This is a genomic window from Paenibacillus sp. FSL H3-0333, assembly GCF_038002805.1.
Classification (GTDB): domain Bacteria; phylum Bacillota; class Bacilli; order Paenibacillales; family Paenibacillaceae; genus Paenibacillus_AQ; species Paenibacillus_AQ silagei.
Genome location: NZ_JBBODG010000001.1, coordinates 2,664,429 through 2,679,994, shown reverse-complemented (window position 1 = coordinate 2,679,994; position 15,566 = coordinate 2,664,429). Strand labels below are relative to the sequence as shown.

10 protein-coding genes are annotated in these 15,566 nt (G+C 54.3%); 5 read left to right on the top strand and 5 right to left on the bottom strand.

Annotated features, from left to right (window positions below; genetic code table 11):
• Positions 1-3: 3 nt before the first annotated feature.
• From MHH78_RS11850 to rfbH, 4 genes are read right to left on the bottom strand one after another with little or no spacing between them, the layout of a single operon-like run.
• The gene (locus tag MHH78_RS11850) at positions 4-1,104 is read right to left on the bottom strand and encodes a glycosyltransferase (protein WP_143803911.1); all 1,101 of its coding nucleotides are present in this window, start codon (positions 1,102-1,104) and stop codon (positions 4-6) included.
• Positions 1,105-1,113: 9 nt separating this feature from the next.
• A complete protein-coding gene (gene rfbG / locus MHH78_RS11845; protein WP_340827461.1) occupies positions 1,114-2,214 on the bottom strand; it encodes a CDP-glucose 4,6-dehydratase in 1,101 nt (366 codons plus the stop codon).
• The gene (gene rfbF, locus MHH78_RS11840) at positions 2,196-2,972 is read right to left on the bottom strand and encodes a glucose-1-phosphate cytidylyltransferase (protein WP_076086324.1); all 777 of its coding nucleotides are present in this window, start codon (positions 2,970-2,972) and stop codon (positions 2,196-2,198) included. Before rfbF ends, rfbG begins: the two co-directional genes overlap by 19 nt.
• Positions 2,969-4,297 (bottom strand): lipopolysaccharide biosynthesis protein RfbH, encoded by a 1,329-nt coding sequence (gene rfbH, locus MHH78_RS11835; RefSeq protein WP_076086327.1) that lies wholly within the window; start codon positions 4,295-4,297, stop codon positions 2,969-2,971. The genes rfbF and rfbH overlap by 4 nt, the downstream gene beginning before the upstream one ends.
• A 199-nt stretch (positions 4,298-4,496) precedes the next feature.
• On the opposite strand from rfbH, the gene MHH78_RS11830 reads away from it, so the two are divergent.
• The 4 genes from MHH78_RS11830 (at position 4,497) to MHH78_RS11815 (ending at position 12,781) form a co-directional block, all read left to right on the top strand.
• Positions 4,497-6,263 carry a pyocin knob domain-containing protein gene (locus tag MHH78_RS11830; RefSeq protein ID WP_341167518.1) on the top strand — a complete coding sequence of 589 codons (1,767 nt, stop codon included), beginning with the start codon at positions 4,497-4,499 and terminating at the stop codon, positions 6,261-6,263.
• Between the two features lie 43 nt (positions 6,264-6,306).
• Positions 6,307-8,061, top strand: a complete 1,755-nt coding sequence (locus MHH78_RS11825) for a collagen-like protein (RefSeq protein WP_341167517.1) — start codon at positions 6,307-6,309, stop codon at positions 8,059-8,061.
• A 492-nt stretch (positions 8,062-8,553) separates the two neighbouring features.
• Positions 8,554-11,604 carry a hybrid sensor histidine kinase/response regulator gene (locus tag MHH78_RS11820; RefSeq protein WP_341167516.1) on the top strand — a complete coding sequence of 1,017 codons (3,051 nt, stop codon included), beginning with the start codon at positions 8,554-8,556 and terminating at the stop codon, positions 11,602-11,604.
• A 43-nt stretch (positions 11,605-11,647) separates the two neighbouring features.
• A complete protein-coding gene (locus MHH78_RS11815; RefSeq protein ID WP_076086856.1) occupies positions 11,648-12,781 on the top strand; it encodes a response regulator in 1,134 nt (377 codons plus the stop codon).
• Positions 12,782-13,044: 263 nt separating this feature from the next.
• Here the strand turns inward: MHH78_RS11815 and MHH78_RS11810 are convergent, their stop codons facing one another.
• Positions 13,045-14,226: a hypothetical protein gene (locus tag MHH78_RS11810; RefSeq protein ID WP_341167515.1), complete on the bottom strand. Its 1,182-nt coding sequence runs from the start codon at positions 14,224-14,226 to the stop codon at positions 13,045-13,047.
• A gap of 650 nt (positions 14,227-14,876) precedes the next feature.
• Between MHH78_RS11810 and MHH78_RS11805 the strand changes: the two genes are divergently transcribed.
• Positions 14,877-15,404 (top strand): cupin domain-containing protein, encoded by a 528-nt coding sequence (locus MHH78_RS11805; protein ID WP_341167514.1) that lies wholly within the window; start codon positions 14,877-14,879, stop codon positions 15,402-15,404.
• Positions 15,405-15,566 lie beyond the last annotated feature (162 nt).

The window sequence follows — 15,566 nt, the reverse complement described above, 5'->3', positions numbered from 1 at the left end:
CTTCTAAGAAACTTTAAATAATTCAGTAAAGGATTCACCCAGAAGCTCTTTATAATATTTCCGGTTGTGCAGCATACTGGGATGTGAGGGATAATAGAAAAGCGCAGATTCATTGTGATAATTAGCCTTCATGTACTGACCCAGACGGTCATAGCAGACGCACAATTGCAGATGTGGCACCCAGGTTGTAGACGTCATATCCTGCAGCCCCAGGGATTCCGATCTTTTTGGCAGTGTGACCGCTAGTTCAAACCAGTAAATGGCCTGTTGATACTGCCCTGCCTCCAAGAACTCCACACCAAGACGGCAGCAAAATTCCGAACGTGGAATATCATAGTTCAAGGTGCGGTAAAGCGAATTCAGCTTACCTTCCTTGTTCTTTAAATGCCCATGGCATTCAGACATCTTCAGACAAGCCTGATAGTTGTCTTCGATCCACCCCTGGCCGGTCTGCAGGAACTTTTCGTAATATTCCAATGCTTCCTCGTAGATAGCATGATCCCGAAGTTCATTGGCAAAATAGTAGAGATCACGTGGAGAGAAGTCCTCACCCTTGGCCTGACGTCCACGGTAGATACGCAAATTACGGTCAGTATGCAATTTATCCTTCTTATGGGTGATACAGATGTCGCTGTCCAGTGTATAACCGGCGACTGCCAGGTACTCGTGTACCGGTCCCACCCACTGAAAGTTACATTCACGCCGGACCAGCCGGTTCCGTCTCAAGCTCGTGGTCACTCTGCCTTCGCTATCAAATCCCAGATTGTAGGGCATCGTCACAGACTGGTATTCCGGTGACAAAGTCTCCTTCAGCTTTTTGAACCGCACCTTATCTATTTCCTCAATGGTATCGTCAGCATCCAGCCACAGAATGTATTCCTTAGTCGCCTTGCTGAAAGCTTCATTACGTGCTGCGGCGAAATTATCAATCCATTCAAAGTCATAGATCACCGCACCATATTCTGCTGCGATCTCCTTAGTGCGATCTGTCGAACCGGTATCGACAATTACAATCTCGTCAGCAATATCCTTTACACAATCCAGGCAACGGCCCAGGCCGTTCTCTTCATTCCGTACGATCATACATAGACTGATAGTAATCATTTCGCCCTCCTAATGGTTCTCTGTCATATATTCGCGTATTTGAAGCTCACTGATCCTCCGCATATCCTGCCCTGCTTCCAGCGCCCTGTGCCATTCCACTGTCTTCTGCAGCGCCTGTTCTACACTCCAGCGCGAGCGCCAGCCTAGCAGGCGGCGGGACTTGGTACTGTCGAGCTGCAGTTCGCCTGCCTCGTGCAGCCCGGAGGAAGCCGCAATATCAATGCCGGCTCCCTCTCCCCAGATCCCTGCCAGCCGGAGCGCAACCTTCTCCACGGAGTGTATGCTCTCCTCTTCGGGACCGAAGTTCCAGGCGGCTGCATAGTCCGCCCCTCCCCGCACCAGCTGCTCGGCTAACAGCAGATAGCCGCCAAGCGGCTCCAGCACATGCTGCCAGGGCCGTGTTGCCCCCGGACTGCGTAGCAGCGGCCGCTCCCCCGCAGCGAATGCCCGCAGACAATCCGGTACCAGCCGGTCCGGTGAATCGTCGCCGCCTCCAATGACATTGCCCGCCCTGGCGGTTGCGACAGCGACTCCATGCTCGGCATAACGCGCCGGCAGGAAATAGCTGCTCCGGTAAGCCTGTGTGACCAGCTCCGAACACGCCTTGCTGGCAGAATAGGGATCATATCCGCCCAGCGGATCAGTCTCGCGGTAGCCCCAAATCCACTCACGGTTGTCATAGCATTTATCTGTTGTAACATTGACGACAGCCTTAATTCCCATTCCGGAATCCACGGCGCTGCATACAGCCTCCAGCAGATTCACCGTACCCATCACGTTCACCTCAAAGGTGTCTGCGGGGATTTGGTAAGAAGCGCGGACCAGCGGCTGAGCGGCAAGATGGAACACTATCTCCGGGGTCGCTTCCCGCAATGCTGCATCGAGACGCTGCCGATTCCGCACATCCCCCCAGACGGTTTTGACCTCCCGCTCGGCTCCGGTTAGCGTGAAGAGCTTATGCTCATCCCGGTCCCAGGCGTACCCGCTTACCCGTGCACCCAGCATCGTCAGCCACAAGCAGAGCCAGCTCCCCTTGAAGCCGGTGTGTCCGGTCACGAACACGCGCCGCCCTTTCCAGAAATCCGCTGATGTCAGAGTGTTTGCATCCACGGGAGACCTCCCTCCCGCCATAGCTGCTCCAGATACCGCTTATCACGGAGCGTATCCATCGGCTGCCAGAAGCCGTGGTGCTTGTAAGCTCTGAGTTCATCCCGCTGGGCCAGTTCCCGGAGCGGCTCCTGTTCCCAGACCGTACTATCCCCCTCGATCAGTGAGAAGATCTCCGGCTGCAGTACGAAGAAACCGCCGTTTACCCAGCCCTCGTCCCCTTTGGGCTTCTCCACAAAGCCGGTTACTCTGGTCTCCTCCACAATATCCAGCGCTCCGAAACGACCCGACGGCTGAACCGCAGTCACAGTCGCCAGCTTCCCGTGAGAACGGTGGAAGTCCAGTAACTGCTGTATGTTAATATCCGCAACACCATCCCCATAGGTCAGCATGAAGGGTTCATTGCCGATGTATTTCTGGACTTGCCGGATTCTTCCTCCAGTCATCGTCTCTTTGCCTGTGTCTGCAAGTGTTACCTTCCAGTTCCGTAACTGACGGTTATGGCGGGTGATCTGGTTGCCATTACCGAAATCGAAAGAAATATCCGAGCTCTGGAGATAGAAATCGGCGAAATATTGTTTAATGACATGCCCCATATACCCCAGACAAATGACAAAATCATCGAATCCCTGATTGGCATAGTTCTCCATAATATGCACAAGCAGCGGCTTGTCGCCGATCTCAATCATTGGCTTGGGCTTCACATCGGTCTCCTCGCTGATGCGCGTCCCGTATCCCCCAGCCAGAATAACCACCTTCATGGTCTAACCTCCTTACCCTTCAGCAAGCCAAGCAGCACCTCGGCAGTATAATCAAGCATCTCCGTAGTTAGTCCTGGATAGATGCCTGCCCAGAACGTGTCGTTCATGATCCTGTCCGTCTGGGTCAGCGGCGCGGCAATGCGGTGGGCTACACCGGAATAAGCCGGCTGCTTGAGCAGGTTCCCGGCGAATAAGAGCCGGGTGCCAATCCGCGCCTCCTCCAGCTTTCGCACGAGATCATTACGGGAGAGATGAGCACCCTCTCTCATTGTTATCGGAAATCCGAACCAACTAGGCTCACTCCGGGGAGTCGCTTCCGGCAGAATAAGCCATTCTTCGGCAGGCTTCAGCGCAGCCTTAAGATAATCAAAGTTACGTTTACGTGCAGTATGGAAGCTATCCAGCTTATCAAGCTGGGCGACGCCAATCGCAGCCTGCATATCCGTAGCTTTCAGATTGTAGCCGATATGGCTGTAGGTATACTTGTGGTCATACCCGGACGGAAGCTCGCCTTTGGTCCAGTCGTACCTCTTGCCGCAGGTATTGTCGTCTCCCGGCTGGCACCAGCAGTCCCTGCCCCAATCGCGGAGAGATTCGACAATTTTTTTGAGCCGGGCACCCGAGGTAAGTACGGCCCCCCCCTCACCCATAGTCATATGATGCGCAGGGAAGAAGCTGACGGTCGCCAGATCGCCGAAGGAACCGGCCGGGCGCCCTTCATAGAGCGATCCAACAGCATCGCAGGTATCCTCGATCAGCCACAGGCCGTGCCGGTCCGTGAAGGCCTTAACGCTGGCCAGGTCGAAGGGATTGCCCAGGGTGTGGGCCAGCATAACCGCTTTGGTACGGGGGCTGAGCGCCGCGTCCAGCTGGGCTGTATTTATATTGTAAGTAGGCAGCTCGACATCGACGAATACTGGAATAAGTCCATGTTGTATCAGCGGATTGACCGTGGTCGGAAATCCGGCGGCAACGGTAATCACCTCATCGCCCGGCAGCAGCCGGCGTTCACCGAGCAGCGGTGAAGTCAGCGCCGCAACTGCTAGAAGATTGGCACTGGAGCCGGAGTTGACCAGCAGGGTGTGCTTTCTTCCCATGATCTGGGCGAAGCGCCTCTCGAATTCACCCGTGTATCTGCCTGCCGTTAAATGGAAATCGAGCGAAGCATCGACCAGACTCATTAATTCATCCCCGTCGAACACCTTGCCGCTGACCGGCACATAATCGCGTCCGGGCACGAATGACCGGCCAGGCCAACGGCTGCTGTAGAATTGGCTGGTCAGCTTCAGAATCTGTTCACGCAAGGTTGAAGCTTCTGTGGACAAACAATCCCCTCCTTCACTAGGTGTCTGCGTTTGGTGGATTTAACGGACTTAGTAAATCATTTATATGCAGAGCGGAGGTTAAATACGAATGAAAATTAATGAAATTTAATTGGACCTTGTACTTAGGCTACTGTCTAGTACAGACAAGAACCGTCAGGAATACATTGTATGATCCCATCAAATAAGGAGGTTTTTTATTTTGTCTACACCGAATATCCCTAATATTTCCCCGACGATTACATTGACACGGGATGATGTCGTGAACCTCTTGTTCTCTTCCATTGCAATGGAGGAGCTGGGTCTAGCACATATTATTAATGCAGAAGGAGAGAAAATTCAGTTCGCCCTGGGTACGCTGCCGGGAATTACCGGACCAGGGGCCACCCTGCAGCAGGTGCTGGATGTGAACAGCAGTACGCAAAGCATGCTGAATATGATCCTAAGACAGGAAATGATGCTGGACTCAAAGCTGTCGACGGCCGCCAGTGTACCCACCCTGATTGGACCCACAGGTGCTACCGGTTTCACAGGTGAACCCGGTGAGGTCACCAGCGTCAACGGCCAGATCGGGGATGTGGTACTTGACGCTGCAGATGTAGGCGCATTTCCCATAACTGAGGAGTATTCTGGTTCTGATCTTAACTCCTTCATAGAGGCCGGTGTTTATAGCTCCAATGACCCCACTGGCCCAGCACCCCAGAATGGTCCGACGGGAGTAGCGCATCCGCCGGTCTGGACCTTGTATGTCTCCCGGGTTGGGGAATATGTACAGCAGATCTATATCTCGAACCCTGCCCTCTTCTACCGCAGTAGTCAGGATAACGGGGCCACGTGGCCTAGCGGCTGGGTCCCAATTGGACAACAGGGTGAGACTGGCGTTACAGGGGTCACAGGGGTAGGGGTTACCGGACCGACAGGGGTCACTGGCCTTACTGGCCTTACAGGTCTCACCGGCCTTACCGGCGCCACCGGACTCACCGGTCTTACCGGACTCACCGGCGCCACCGGACTCACCGGCCTCTCCGGAGCCGCAGGTCTCACGGGCCTCACGGGTCTTACCGGCCTCACCGGTCTCACCGGACTCACCGGCGTTACCGGCGTCAGCGGTATGACCGGCATGACCGGCGTTACTGGCCTCACTGGTCTTACCGGCGTTACTGGCCTCACCGGGATGACCGGCCTTACCGGCGCCACCGGACTCACCGGCCTCACCGGTCTCACGGGCGATACCGGTCTCACCGGCCTCACCGGCCTCACCGGTCTCACGGGCGTTACCGGTCTCACCGGCCTTACCGGTCTCACCGGCCTCACGGGTCTCACCGGTCTCACGGGCGTTACTGGCCTCACGGGTCTCACCGGCCTCACGGGCCTCACGGGTCTCACAGGCGTTACCGGCGTTACCGGCGTCAGCGGTATGACCGGCATGACCGGCGTTACTGGCATGACCGGTCTTACTGGCGTTACCGGCGTTACCGGCATGACCGGCATGACCGGCATGACCGGCATGACTGGAGCTACCGGCGCGAACTTGAGTGCTATGTTCCAGCCAAGCGCAGCAACCGTAGGTGTTACCGCAACCATACCACTCACTATGTTAATTGATAACAGCAACAACACCATTACGTTATCTGGAGGAAACACGATTAATCTACAGCCTAACACCACCTACTATATGTCCTTTTCCATGAGAGTATCGATCACTCCTGGTACCATTACTGTAACTTCAGGGGAAGTATTCGCCAGCCTGAACGGTACCCGCCTACACATCACCAATGTTGGAAGCAAAGCTCCTGCTGGCGGCACGGGCACAACAGCCATGACGCTGGAATCCAGCGGGTTAATTAAAACGGATGCTACAACGACGCAAGCCCTAATACTACAATCAGTTTTTACTTTTTCCACAGCTCCTTCTTCAGCAGTGTTCAATAGCACCTGGTCCAATGTAAGCATCTTTCAGGTAAAGTAAGCTTCTTGAGGTAAGAGAAAGTACGAGCGAAGGAGGGTTTTCGTTGTCAACACCCAATCTACCCAATATAACACCGTCCGTGTCATTGACACGGGATGATGCCGTTAATCTGATCTTCTCTTCCATCGCTATGGAAGAACTGGGTCTGGCACACATTATTAATGCAGAAGGTGAGAAAATCCAGTATGCCTTGGGGACCCTGCCGGGCCTAAGCGGACCGCCCGCTACAGTAGCGCAGTTACTGCAGGTTAACAACAACGTGCGATCCATGCTCAACACAACCTCCATGCTGGAAATGATATTGGATTCGAAGATGGATACCGCCGCGGATCTGCCCGTTGCCGTCATCGGGGCCACCGGACCTACAGGGCCTACGGGTGCCCCCGGTGGGGCAGTTATCGTCAACGGCCAAGCCGGTATAGTTGTTCTGGACGCTGCCGACGTTGGCGCAGTGTCCTATAACGAGGAGGACTCTGATTCCCCTCTGGAATCCTTCAATCAACCAGGCGTCTACAGCTCTGATGATCCTAATGGACCGGCGCCCCCGTTCAATCCGCCGGTCGTCCATCCTGAGGTCTGGACACTGTATGTCTCCAGGGTTGGAATTTATGTACAGCAGCTCTATATCTCGAACCCTGCATTGTATTACCGCAGCAGCCAGGACGGAGGGGGCACCTGGACAACGTGGGAAGAGATCGGACAGAGCGGGGTTACAGGACCTACAGGCCCGACAGGTTCCGGTCCAGTCGGAACAGGCGGAAACACCGGACTGACTGGCATTACCGGTATTACCGGCGCTACAGGAGTCACGGGCCTCACGGGAGCCACAGGAGAAACAGGGGCCACCGGTAACACAGGTCTTACAGGCGTTACCGGAGCTACAGGAGTCACTGGCGCTACCGGCTTCACGGGTCTCACGGGCGCTACCGGCGTTACGGGGCTCACGGGCGCTACCGGCGTTACGGGGCTCACGGGCGCTACCGGCGTTACGGGGCTCACGGGCGCTACCGGTGTTACTGGCGTTACTGGCGTTACGGGGCTCACTGGCCTTACAGGCATTACCGGGGTTACCGGGGTTACCGGGGTTACCGGGGTTACCGGGGTTACCGGGGTTACCGGGGTTACCGGGGTTACCGGGGTTACCGGGGTTACCGGGGTTACCGGCGCTACCGGCGCTACCGGTGCTACCGGCGCTACTGGCACTACCGGTGCTACTGGGGCTACCGGTGCTACTGGCGCTACTGGGGTTACCGGCGCTACCGGCATCGCATTGACTGGAGCTACGGGCCTCACCGGCGTTACCGGCCTCACCGGCCTCACCGGCCTCACCGGGGCTACAGGGATTTTCCTAAATATAAATAACCCCAATGCTTTGTTCGGCCTTATTACTACCACCGCACCCAGTACCCTTTCAAGACTGGTATTTCAAGAAATATATAATGACAGTAATGGAAGTATTACACTAACTAGCGCTGGCCAGAGTATAGATCTACTACAAAATCACGTGTATCACGTTTCTTTTTCTTTTCGAATAACAGCACCTGCAAATCGTGATGTGACCCTTGTAGAAGTATTAACTAATCTCGGTAGTCAAATTATGCATATTACCTATTACGGCACTGAATCAGCAGGTTCTACAACAGGTAACTGGGATTATACGGTTCAATCAGCGGGTATCCTCAAACCGACGGCATCAATAGAACTCTATCTCAGAGCAAATGCTGTATTAAGCGCTGGAGGAGGAACTCAGACATTTAATACAGACCTGTCAAACCTAAGTATTTACGAGTTACAATAGATTTGACTTGAATACAGCAGCCCCTCCTGGCAGACAAAGACACTTCTGCACAAGGGGGCTGCTTATTTCTGTATTGAGAATTATTGGAATTTAAATTCCAATTTTGTTCAGTTCTTGTCTATGAGGTCTCTCTATAATGGGCTTGACTTGAAACGAAACTTTCATGGAGGGATATACAATGGGGAGACTCAGGGCCATTAATGAAAGAAAATGCACGATAGAGAACTGCGACAGAAGGCATTATGCGAAAGGGTTGTGCAAGCAGCACTACTGGCCAGCCTGGAAAGCAGGACAAAAGACCGAATCTGACACCAGTCAAGGTTCCAGTGACAATTCGCCGCCGCAGCTCCAGTTTGTTCAAGAATTTATTTGATGTTGTAGAAGGTTAAGCCTTTCCTTTGTCGAACTCATTACACTATGATGAATACAAATTCCAAATATTACTTCAAACATTTGACTTTAACAATGTTATATATGTCTTTGCTCTTGGGAATGCACACGGTATGGCAGCAGATTTTTGCTGCTCCGCAGCAGCCCGGGGCGTCCAGAGGCGCGCTGGATTTGCGCGGCTGGCATCTCAAGAATGCCCACTCGCTGGTTCTCGACGGTGAATGGGCCTTTTATCCGAACCGGCTCGTGACAGCGAGCGATATCCGCTCAGGGACTGCCGGAGCTCCGCTCATGATGAATGTTCCGGGTAACTGGAAGTCCGCCCTGTCCGGCTCTTCTCTCGGCTACGGGACTTATGCTCTGCGTGTTCTAGTGGATCAGCCCCTGGATGAGCCCTATTCCTTCTGGGTACAGCAGATCCAGGCCTCTTCCCGGATCGAAGTCAACGGCCAGGTGTATCCGGCGATGGGTCAGCCTGCTGTAGACAGGGAGCTACACCGGCCGATGGCTGTTTCATATACGGTTGACTACCCCCTGCCTGCGGGAGAGCAGGAGATGCTTGTGCTGATCCAGGCAGCCAATTTCGAGCATGGGGAGAAGGGAGGAATCTCTTACTCCATCCGCTTCGGCGCCCAATCCTCCATTCAGAAGGAGCGCTGGTACTCCACCGCTTTTCAGCTAACCACTATCGTCATCCTTCTGCTCCACGCCCTGTATGTCTGCATCCTGTATGCGCTTGCCAAGAAACAGCGGGTCTTGCTGCTGTTTGCTCTTATGCTGATTACGACAGCTCTCTCCATTGCAGCGGACAACGATGTCCTGCTGCTAATTGTGCTGCCGCTTAACTATACGTGGATGATCAAGATCAGGCTCCTGTCTTATGTATGGATGGTCTTTTTTATGCTGCTGCTGACCTACAAATTCTACAGCGCTCAAGCCGTAGGGTGGGCCTTCAAGATCTACAGCTTCCTCCTTGTTCTATACACTCTCTGTATAAGTGTGCTGCCGATCCATCTCGTATTGTCCAATGCCACTATTTATTTCAGCCTTTTGTATATGATTCCCCCCTGCTGGATGTTTGTAATATTCGGAATAATGGTATATAAACGGAAAAGGGACGTCAGCTTTCTTACCTTCATCGCTTCCTGTATTGTATCAGGGGTCGTATGGGGGAATACGCTGAACGGTGAACGGCAGAACCTCCCGTTCTACTCTATTGACATTCTGGCTGCTATTGTCGGATTCTCCGCCTACGGACTGAAGCAATATATCAGGCGCTCCGACGAGAGCAGAGTGCTCTATGAACAGCTGGTGCAAACAGATAAGCAGAAAGAACGCTTCCTGATCAGCACCTCGCATGAGCTGCGGACTCCGCTGCATGGAATGATCAGCATTGCTGAGACCGAATATGACAAGAGGCGGACAGCCTACCCTGAGGAAGAATCCGGCGACCTGGAGCTGCTTGTCCGCATCGGGCGACAAATGTCGCAGCTGCTGGATGATCTTATGGATCTGACCCTGCTGCGGGAGAACCGGATGGTTCTTCACCCCGTGCCGTTATCGGTCTATACAATTGCGGCAGGAGTTGCGGACATGCTCCGTTATTTGACGGAAGGCCGTAACCTGACACTTCATGTAAGCGCATCCGAAGCGCTCCCGAGCGTATGGGCGGACGAGAAACGGCTGATTCAGATTCTGTTCAACCTGATCCATAACGCCGTGAAATTCACCGAATCCGGCAGTATACGGATATCTGCTGAGGAGGCAGACGGGCAGCTGCTGATCAGCGTTGCCGATTCCGGTGAAGGGATCGCCCTGGAAGAACTCAGCCGTATCTTCCAGCCCTATGAACAGGCGGGCGGGCAGGACAGGGGCGGCCTGGGTCTGGGCCTGAGTATTACCCGGCAGCTCGTGGAGCTGCACGGGGGCAGGCTTACGGTGGAGTCCAGGCCGGGGGAAGGCTCCATCTTCCGCTTCAGCCTGCCGCTGGCAGACGGGGCTTTCTTCACGGACGGCAGGTTCGGCGGGAGCGAAGCAGAGGAATGGCCGGACGTTTCGTTGAACGCTCAGGCGCCCTATTTCCAGGGCAGAGGCGAAACGCCGCTCCCTGCCGGTTCACCTCTGTTCCCGGCGGCTGAGGAGGATCAGGATGGAGCCATACTCCACATTCTGGTGGTTGACGATGATCCGGTGAATCTTCGGGTGCTCTCCACCATTTTGCATGAGGATATCTACCGGCTGACTCCGGTGCTCAGTGGTGAGGAGGCGCTGAAGCACCTGGGAGAGGAATCCTGGGATCTGTTAATCACGGATGTGATGATGCCACAGATGTCAGGGTATGAGCTTACCCGGCAAGTCAGGGAGCGGTATTCGGCCTCCGAATTGCCGGTGCTGCTGCTGACGGCTCGTGCGCGGCGTGAGGAGATCTATTACGGATTCCGGCTGGGGGCCAATGATTATGTGACCAAGCCGGTCGATAGCCTGGAATTGAAGTACCGGGTTACGGGGCTGGCGAGGATGAAGCAGAGCATCCAGCATAACCTGCGCCTGGAGATCGCCTACCTCCAGGCGCAGATCCGTCCTCATTTCCTGTTCAATACGCTGAATTCGATCTCGACGCTCAGCCAGATTGATATCCGCCAGATGCAGGAGCTGATTGACGCCTTCTCCTCCTTCCTGCGCGCGAGCTTCGATCTGATGAATACCGGGAAGCTGGTTCACTTGCGTCAGGAGCTGTCGCTGGTCGAAGCCTATTTGTATATCGAGAAGGTCCGGTTCGGGGAACGGCTGGAGGTCGCGTGGGAACGGAATTACAGCGGACTGCTCTTAATCCCTCCGCTGATCCTGCAGCCGCTGGTAGAGAATGCCGTCCGGCACGGACTGCTTAGTCTTATCGAGGGAGGCACCCTCATGATCCGCATTGAAGAGCTGGGGGATCATGTCCGCTTCGAGGTTCAGGATAACGGCAAGGGCATGGAGCAGGCTGAAATTGAACGCTTGCTGAAGAAGAACAAAGACACGGACTCCGGTATCGGTATTTGGAACACGAACCGGCGGCTGATTGAACGTTACGGGCAGGGCTTGTCTATCCGGAGCCGTCCCGGCCATGGAACCACCGTCTCCTTTATTGTTCCCGTCCGGTGGATGGAGTGAACCCTTCCTCCACCGGCTATATCCTGTATGAGGAGGTGAGGCAATGCTTCGGGTAGTGCTGATTGATGATGAACGTCTCGCTCTGATCCAGTTGGAATCGACACTCAGAGCGCTGGGATCTGCCGTTGTAACGGCAACCTATACCAATCCGCTGCTGGCCTTAAGCGAAGCGTCAGACTGGGATGCAGATATTATTTTTCTGGATATTGATATGCCCGGGATAAACGGAATGGAGACTGCGAAGAGGCTGGAGGAGATTTGCCCCCGTTCAGCCATTGTATTCGTAACCGCCCATAACAGCTTCGCGCTGGAGGCGTTCGAGGCCAGTGCCCAGGATTACCTGCTCAAGCCCGTCCCCAGGGAACGGCTCAGCAGAACCATTCAGAGAATCAGGAACCGCAAAAAAGCTATGCACAAAGAACTCAAAAAACACTCGCTGCTGATCCGCGGCTTCAATTCCATCCAGTTCGAGCGGGATGGAATACCGATCAGGGACTTTCGCTGGCGGACCTCCAAGTCTCAGGAACTGTTCGCTTATCTGCTCTATTACCACGACCGGATCGTCGTCAAGGACAAGCTGGTTGAGCTGCTGTGGCCCGAAATCTCGCTCAAGCGTGCGTCCACCCATCTGTATACGGCGATCTATCAGCTCCGGCAATCGCTGAAGCGGTCGGACATCAGCCTCGTCATCAGTAATGCAAGCGTGGGTGAAGGTTATATGCTGGAGAGCGGGGACGCACAGATTGATTTTGTCCTCTGGGAAGAAGGCATTGTCTCGCTGGACCCGGTTGGTGATCGTAATGTCACAGAGCATGAAGAGCTGCTGAAGCTCTATACAGGCGATTTCCTGGGCGATTACGATTACCTCTGGGCCGAGAGTGAGCGCCAGCGGCTGAGAAATCTCTCCCTGCAGCATGCCACAGAGCTGGCCGATTATTATACCGCCAAGGAGAATATCACCAAAGCCGTCAACACCTATCAGCAGATCGTGGAGCTACACCCCTATCATGAGCCGGGCTACCTGGCGCTTATGGAATTCTACAACCGGCTGGGGGAGCTCAGCTTCGTCCAGGAGCAATATGAGAAGCTCCGCAACCTGCTCTGGCGGGACCTGAAGCTCACTCCTTCCGCGAAGGTCGAGCGCTGGTATGGGAACTGGAAGCGGCTATATACCTGACCCTTATGTATACAAAAACGGTATGCCGGCACCCCCGGTCAGGGGTTAGGCATACCGTTTCTTGTTGCACCCGCAGCTCCATTCCAACGGGAGGACCTGCGCATGGCGCTGTCCCGTCCTTTCAGTGAGAAGCTGCGGGACATGCGAATCCGCTGACATAACCGGTGTACACAGGTTCTCATGCAGTAGCTACCCATGTCAGGCGGACCCTCACTCTTTCATTGTACCCGGTAGGGAGAAGTTAAAACGCTCCTGCCCGAGGTTTAGAAATTCATGTAGACCACCTCGTAATCAGAGAAAGGCTCCATCCATTGCACAATCGTCTTCGGCAGCTTGCTGGTGCCGGGAACATTCGTATAGAACCGGACATAGGGGTCAGCGATGTCTTCCAGTTCATCCCCTTCATCGGAGTCGAGTGCAGCTGCCCAGTAATGGCCCTGCTTATCATACATGATGATGGCTTCCGTAAGGGTGAACAGCCCTCTCACGCCGCCCTGTACCACTCTTGCCCCCTTACCATCCAGATCCTTCGGCTCATCCAGCAGCTGCATACTGTACAGGAACAGATCATAATCTTCCCCTACCAGCTTACGGAAGGCTTTGTCCTCCGCCGCCGTCTTGAAGACGCCGGTGTCCTTCAGCGTGTAGACCTTCTCGTTCGGATCTCTTGTATATTCGCCAGTGTAGGTTACATTAGCCCCAGCAGAATACACCGGCGAAGGGCTGGTTACGTACAGCTTGCCGTTCAGCAGATAGAAGAAGACCACCGAACCGTCCTCTTCCTTATAGACGGCCATCCGTTTGCGGACTACTGCCGACTCTTCATACAGCTGGCCGGAATGGGCTCCATCATAGGCATCCACCGAGAAGACCAGCTTATCGCTCTTCACATTGCTGAATTCCACATAAGAGCCATAGAAGGGCGAATTACTTGCCATATACCATTCCCCGCTCCAATCGGCAGCCTTAGGAACCTTGAGACCCGCTGCCGCTGCGCTCGTCAGCGCTTCAACCGGCAGCTGCCGGGTACCGTCCGGGTTGCTCCATACCCCGGCGAAGCCGGTGCCGGGAATCCACCAGCCCTGGAAATGGCCGGTCTCCTTGCCTTTGGCGTCATACTCATACATATGCGCGATTTTGCCGTTGACATTGCCGGTGAGCCTGATCGTCTGTTTGTATTTGTCATAATAATAACTGCCGGTCAGCTTGCCGCCGCTCTCCACCTTGATGGACATATGGATCGGCAGATTGCCATTGATCGCCCCTGTGAGCGGCACCTGGCCGTTCGTTACCGGACTCGGTGTTGCTGAAGCGGCAGCAGCCACTGTCCCGGCCGATGCAGCCTTCGCCTGTACCGGAGCAGCCTCTGCTCCCGCCGGCACCAGGATGGCTGGCAGCAGAACCGCAGCCGCCAGCAGGGTACTGATTTTACGGATAATTCTCAATATAACCCCTCCCTTTCACAACCCTCTATAACAGCTACATTACCTGTATGCCATCAATTACCCTTTTACAAGCAGATAGAAAATAGCCCCGCTATATTTATTGCACTTATAATTTCACCAATCGCAGGCTGAGGATATGCCATATCCAAATTAAGGTATTACCGGACCTTAACGAACCAGCTTCTCCTTCGCACAGTAGTCATTCGGATGCTGTAGGTGCTGGAACGACAGTAACTGCATTTTGTACAATGGAATGCTGGAAAAAAGGCTTCGAAATAGAATCTACTGCATTCCGTACAATGGAATGTTGAACAAAGGCCATTTTTCACCCGAAACACAACATTCTACTGTATGAAATACAATAGAATCTCCTTTTACGGTCAGCTATGCGTTTTCTATTGCAGGAAATACAATCACCTACTTGAATGTAAGGACAGAAATCGGTATCGGGTGCAGGATCAGCCCAATATTGGTAAGGGATAAAGCTGCGTTCGTAACGAAAAAACAGGGATAAGTGTATTCTGTGCAACTAGAAACAGCGAAACGGGAGTCCTTCTTCTAATTGTAGTAATTCTCACACGGACAAGATACATTACTAACATTAGGGTAATTCTATATATATACCAAAATTCACGTAGGAGATGATCCGTGTGTCAGAATACAATTCGGTATGCCGGGAGCCGGACGAATCTATAGTGAAGCTCAGCTTCCAGGCGGACGGCCTGCTGCCGAACAATCCGCAGCTTCCTGCCGTGCTATATAAAGGGGTGCTGCGGGACCACCCGGAAGACACCGAACAGATCTTCAATGCCAACGGCTGGCTGAGCAGCTGGGTGAACGGCGTCTTTCCTTACCACCACTATCACAGCAACGCGCATGAGGTGCTGGGTGTGATCTCCGGCAGCGCCAGGCTCCAGCTTGGCGGAGATGCCGGGTACACCGCCGAGGTTAAGGCCGGGGACGTTGTGGTGCTGCCTGCCGGCACCGCGCATAAGAAGCTCTCGGCCTCGCCGGACTTCCGCATCGCCGGCGCTTATCCCGGCGGAGCCGATTATAACACCCGCCAGGCCACCCCGGAGGACTTCGCTGCGGGTCTCCCCGAGATCCGCGAAGTCCCGCTGCCCGAGCGTGATCCCGTCTATGGCGAGGCCGGGCCGCTGCTGCGGCTGTGGAAGTGACAACAGTTTCTGGAGCATATATTTAAACAGCGGAGCGGGCGGAACGACCCTCGTAAAAGCGTAGCGTTCGCCTTGATCTCCGGATTTTCAGCACTCCGCTTGTGCAGTCCAGGGATTAACTTCTGCGTTTGGCCCCCTGTACTGCTCATTTCTCTGGCCATA

Excerpts from the sequence above, each read along its gene's own strand:
- MHH78_RS11820 (WP_341167516.1), top strand. The coding sequence starts at position 8,554 with ATGCACACGGTATGGCAGCAGATTTTTGCTGCTCCGCAGCAGCCCGGG.
- MHH78_RS11815 (WP_076086856.1), top strand. The coding sequence starts at position 11,648 with ATGCTTCGGGTAGTGCTGATTGATGATGAACGTCTCGCTCTGATCCAG.
- MHH78_RS11850 (WP_143803911.1), bottom strand. The coding sequence starts at position 1,104 with ATGATTACTATCAGTCTATGTATGATCGTACGGAATGAAGAGAACGGC.
- rfbF (WP_076086324.1), bottom strand. The coding sequence starts at position 2,972 with ATGAAGGTGGTTATTCTGGCTGGGGGATACGGGACGCGCATCAGCGAG.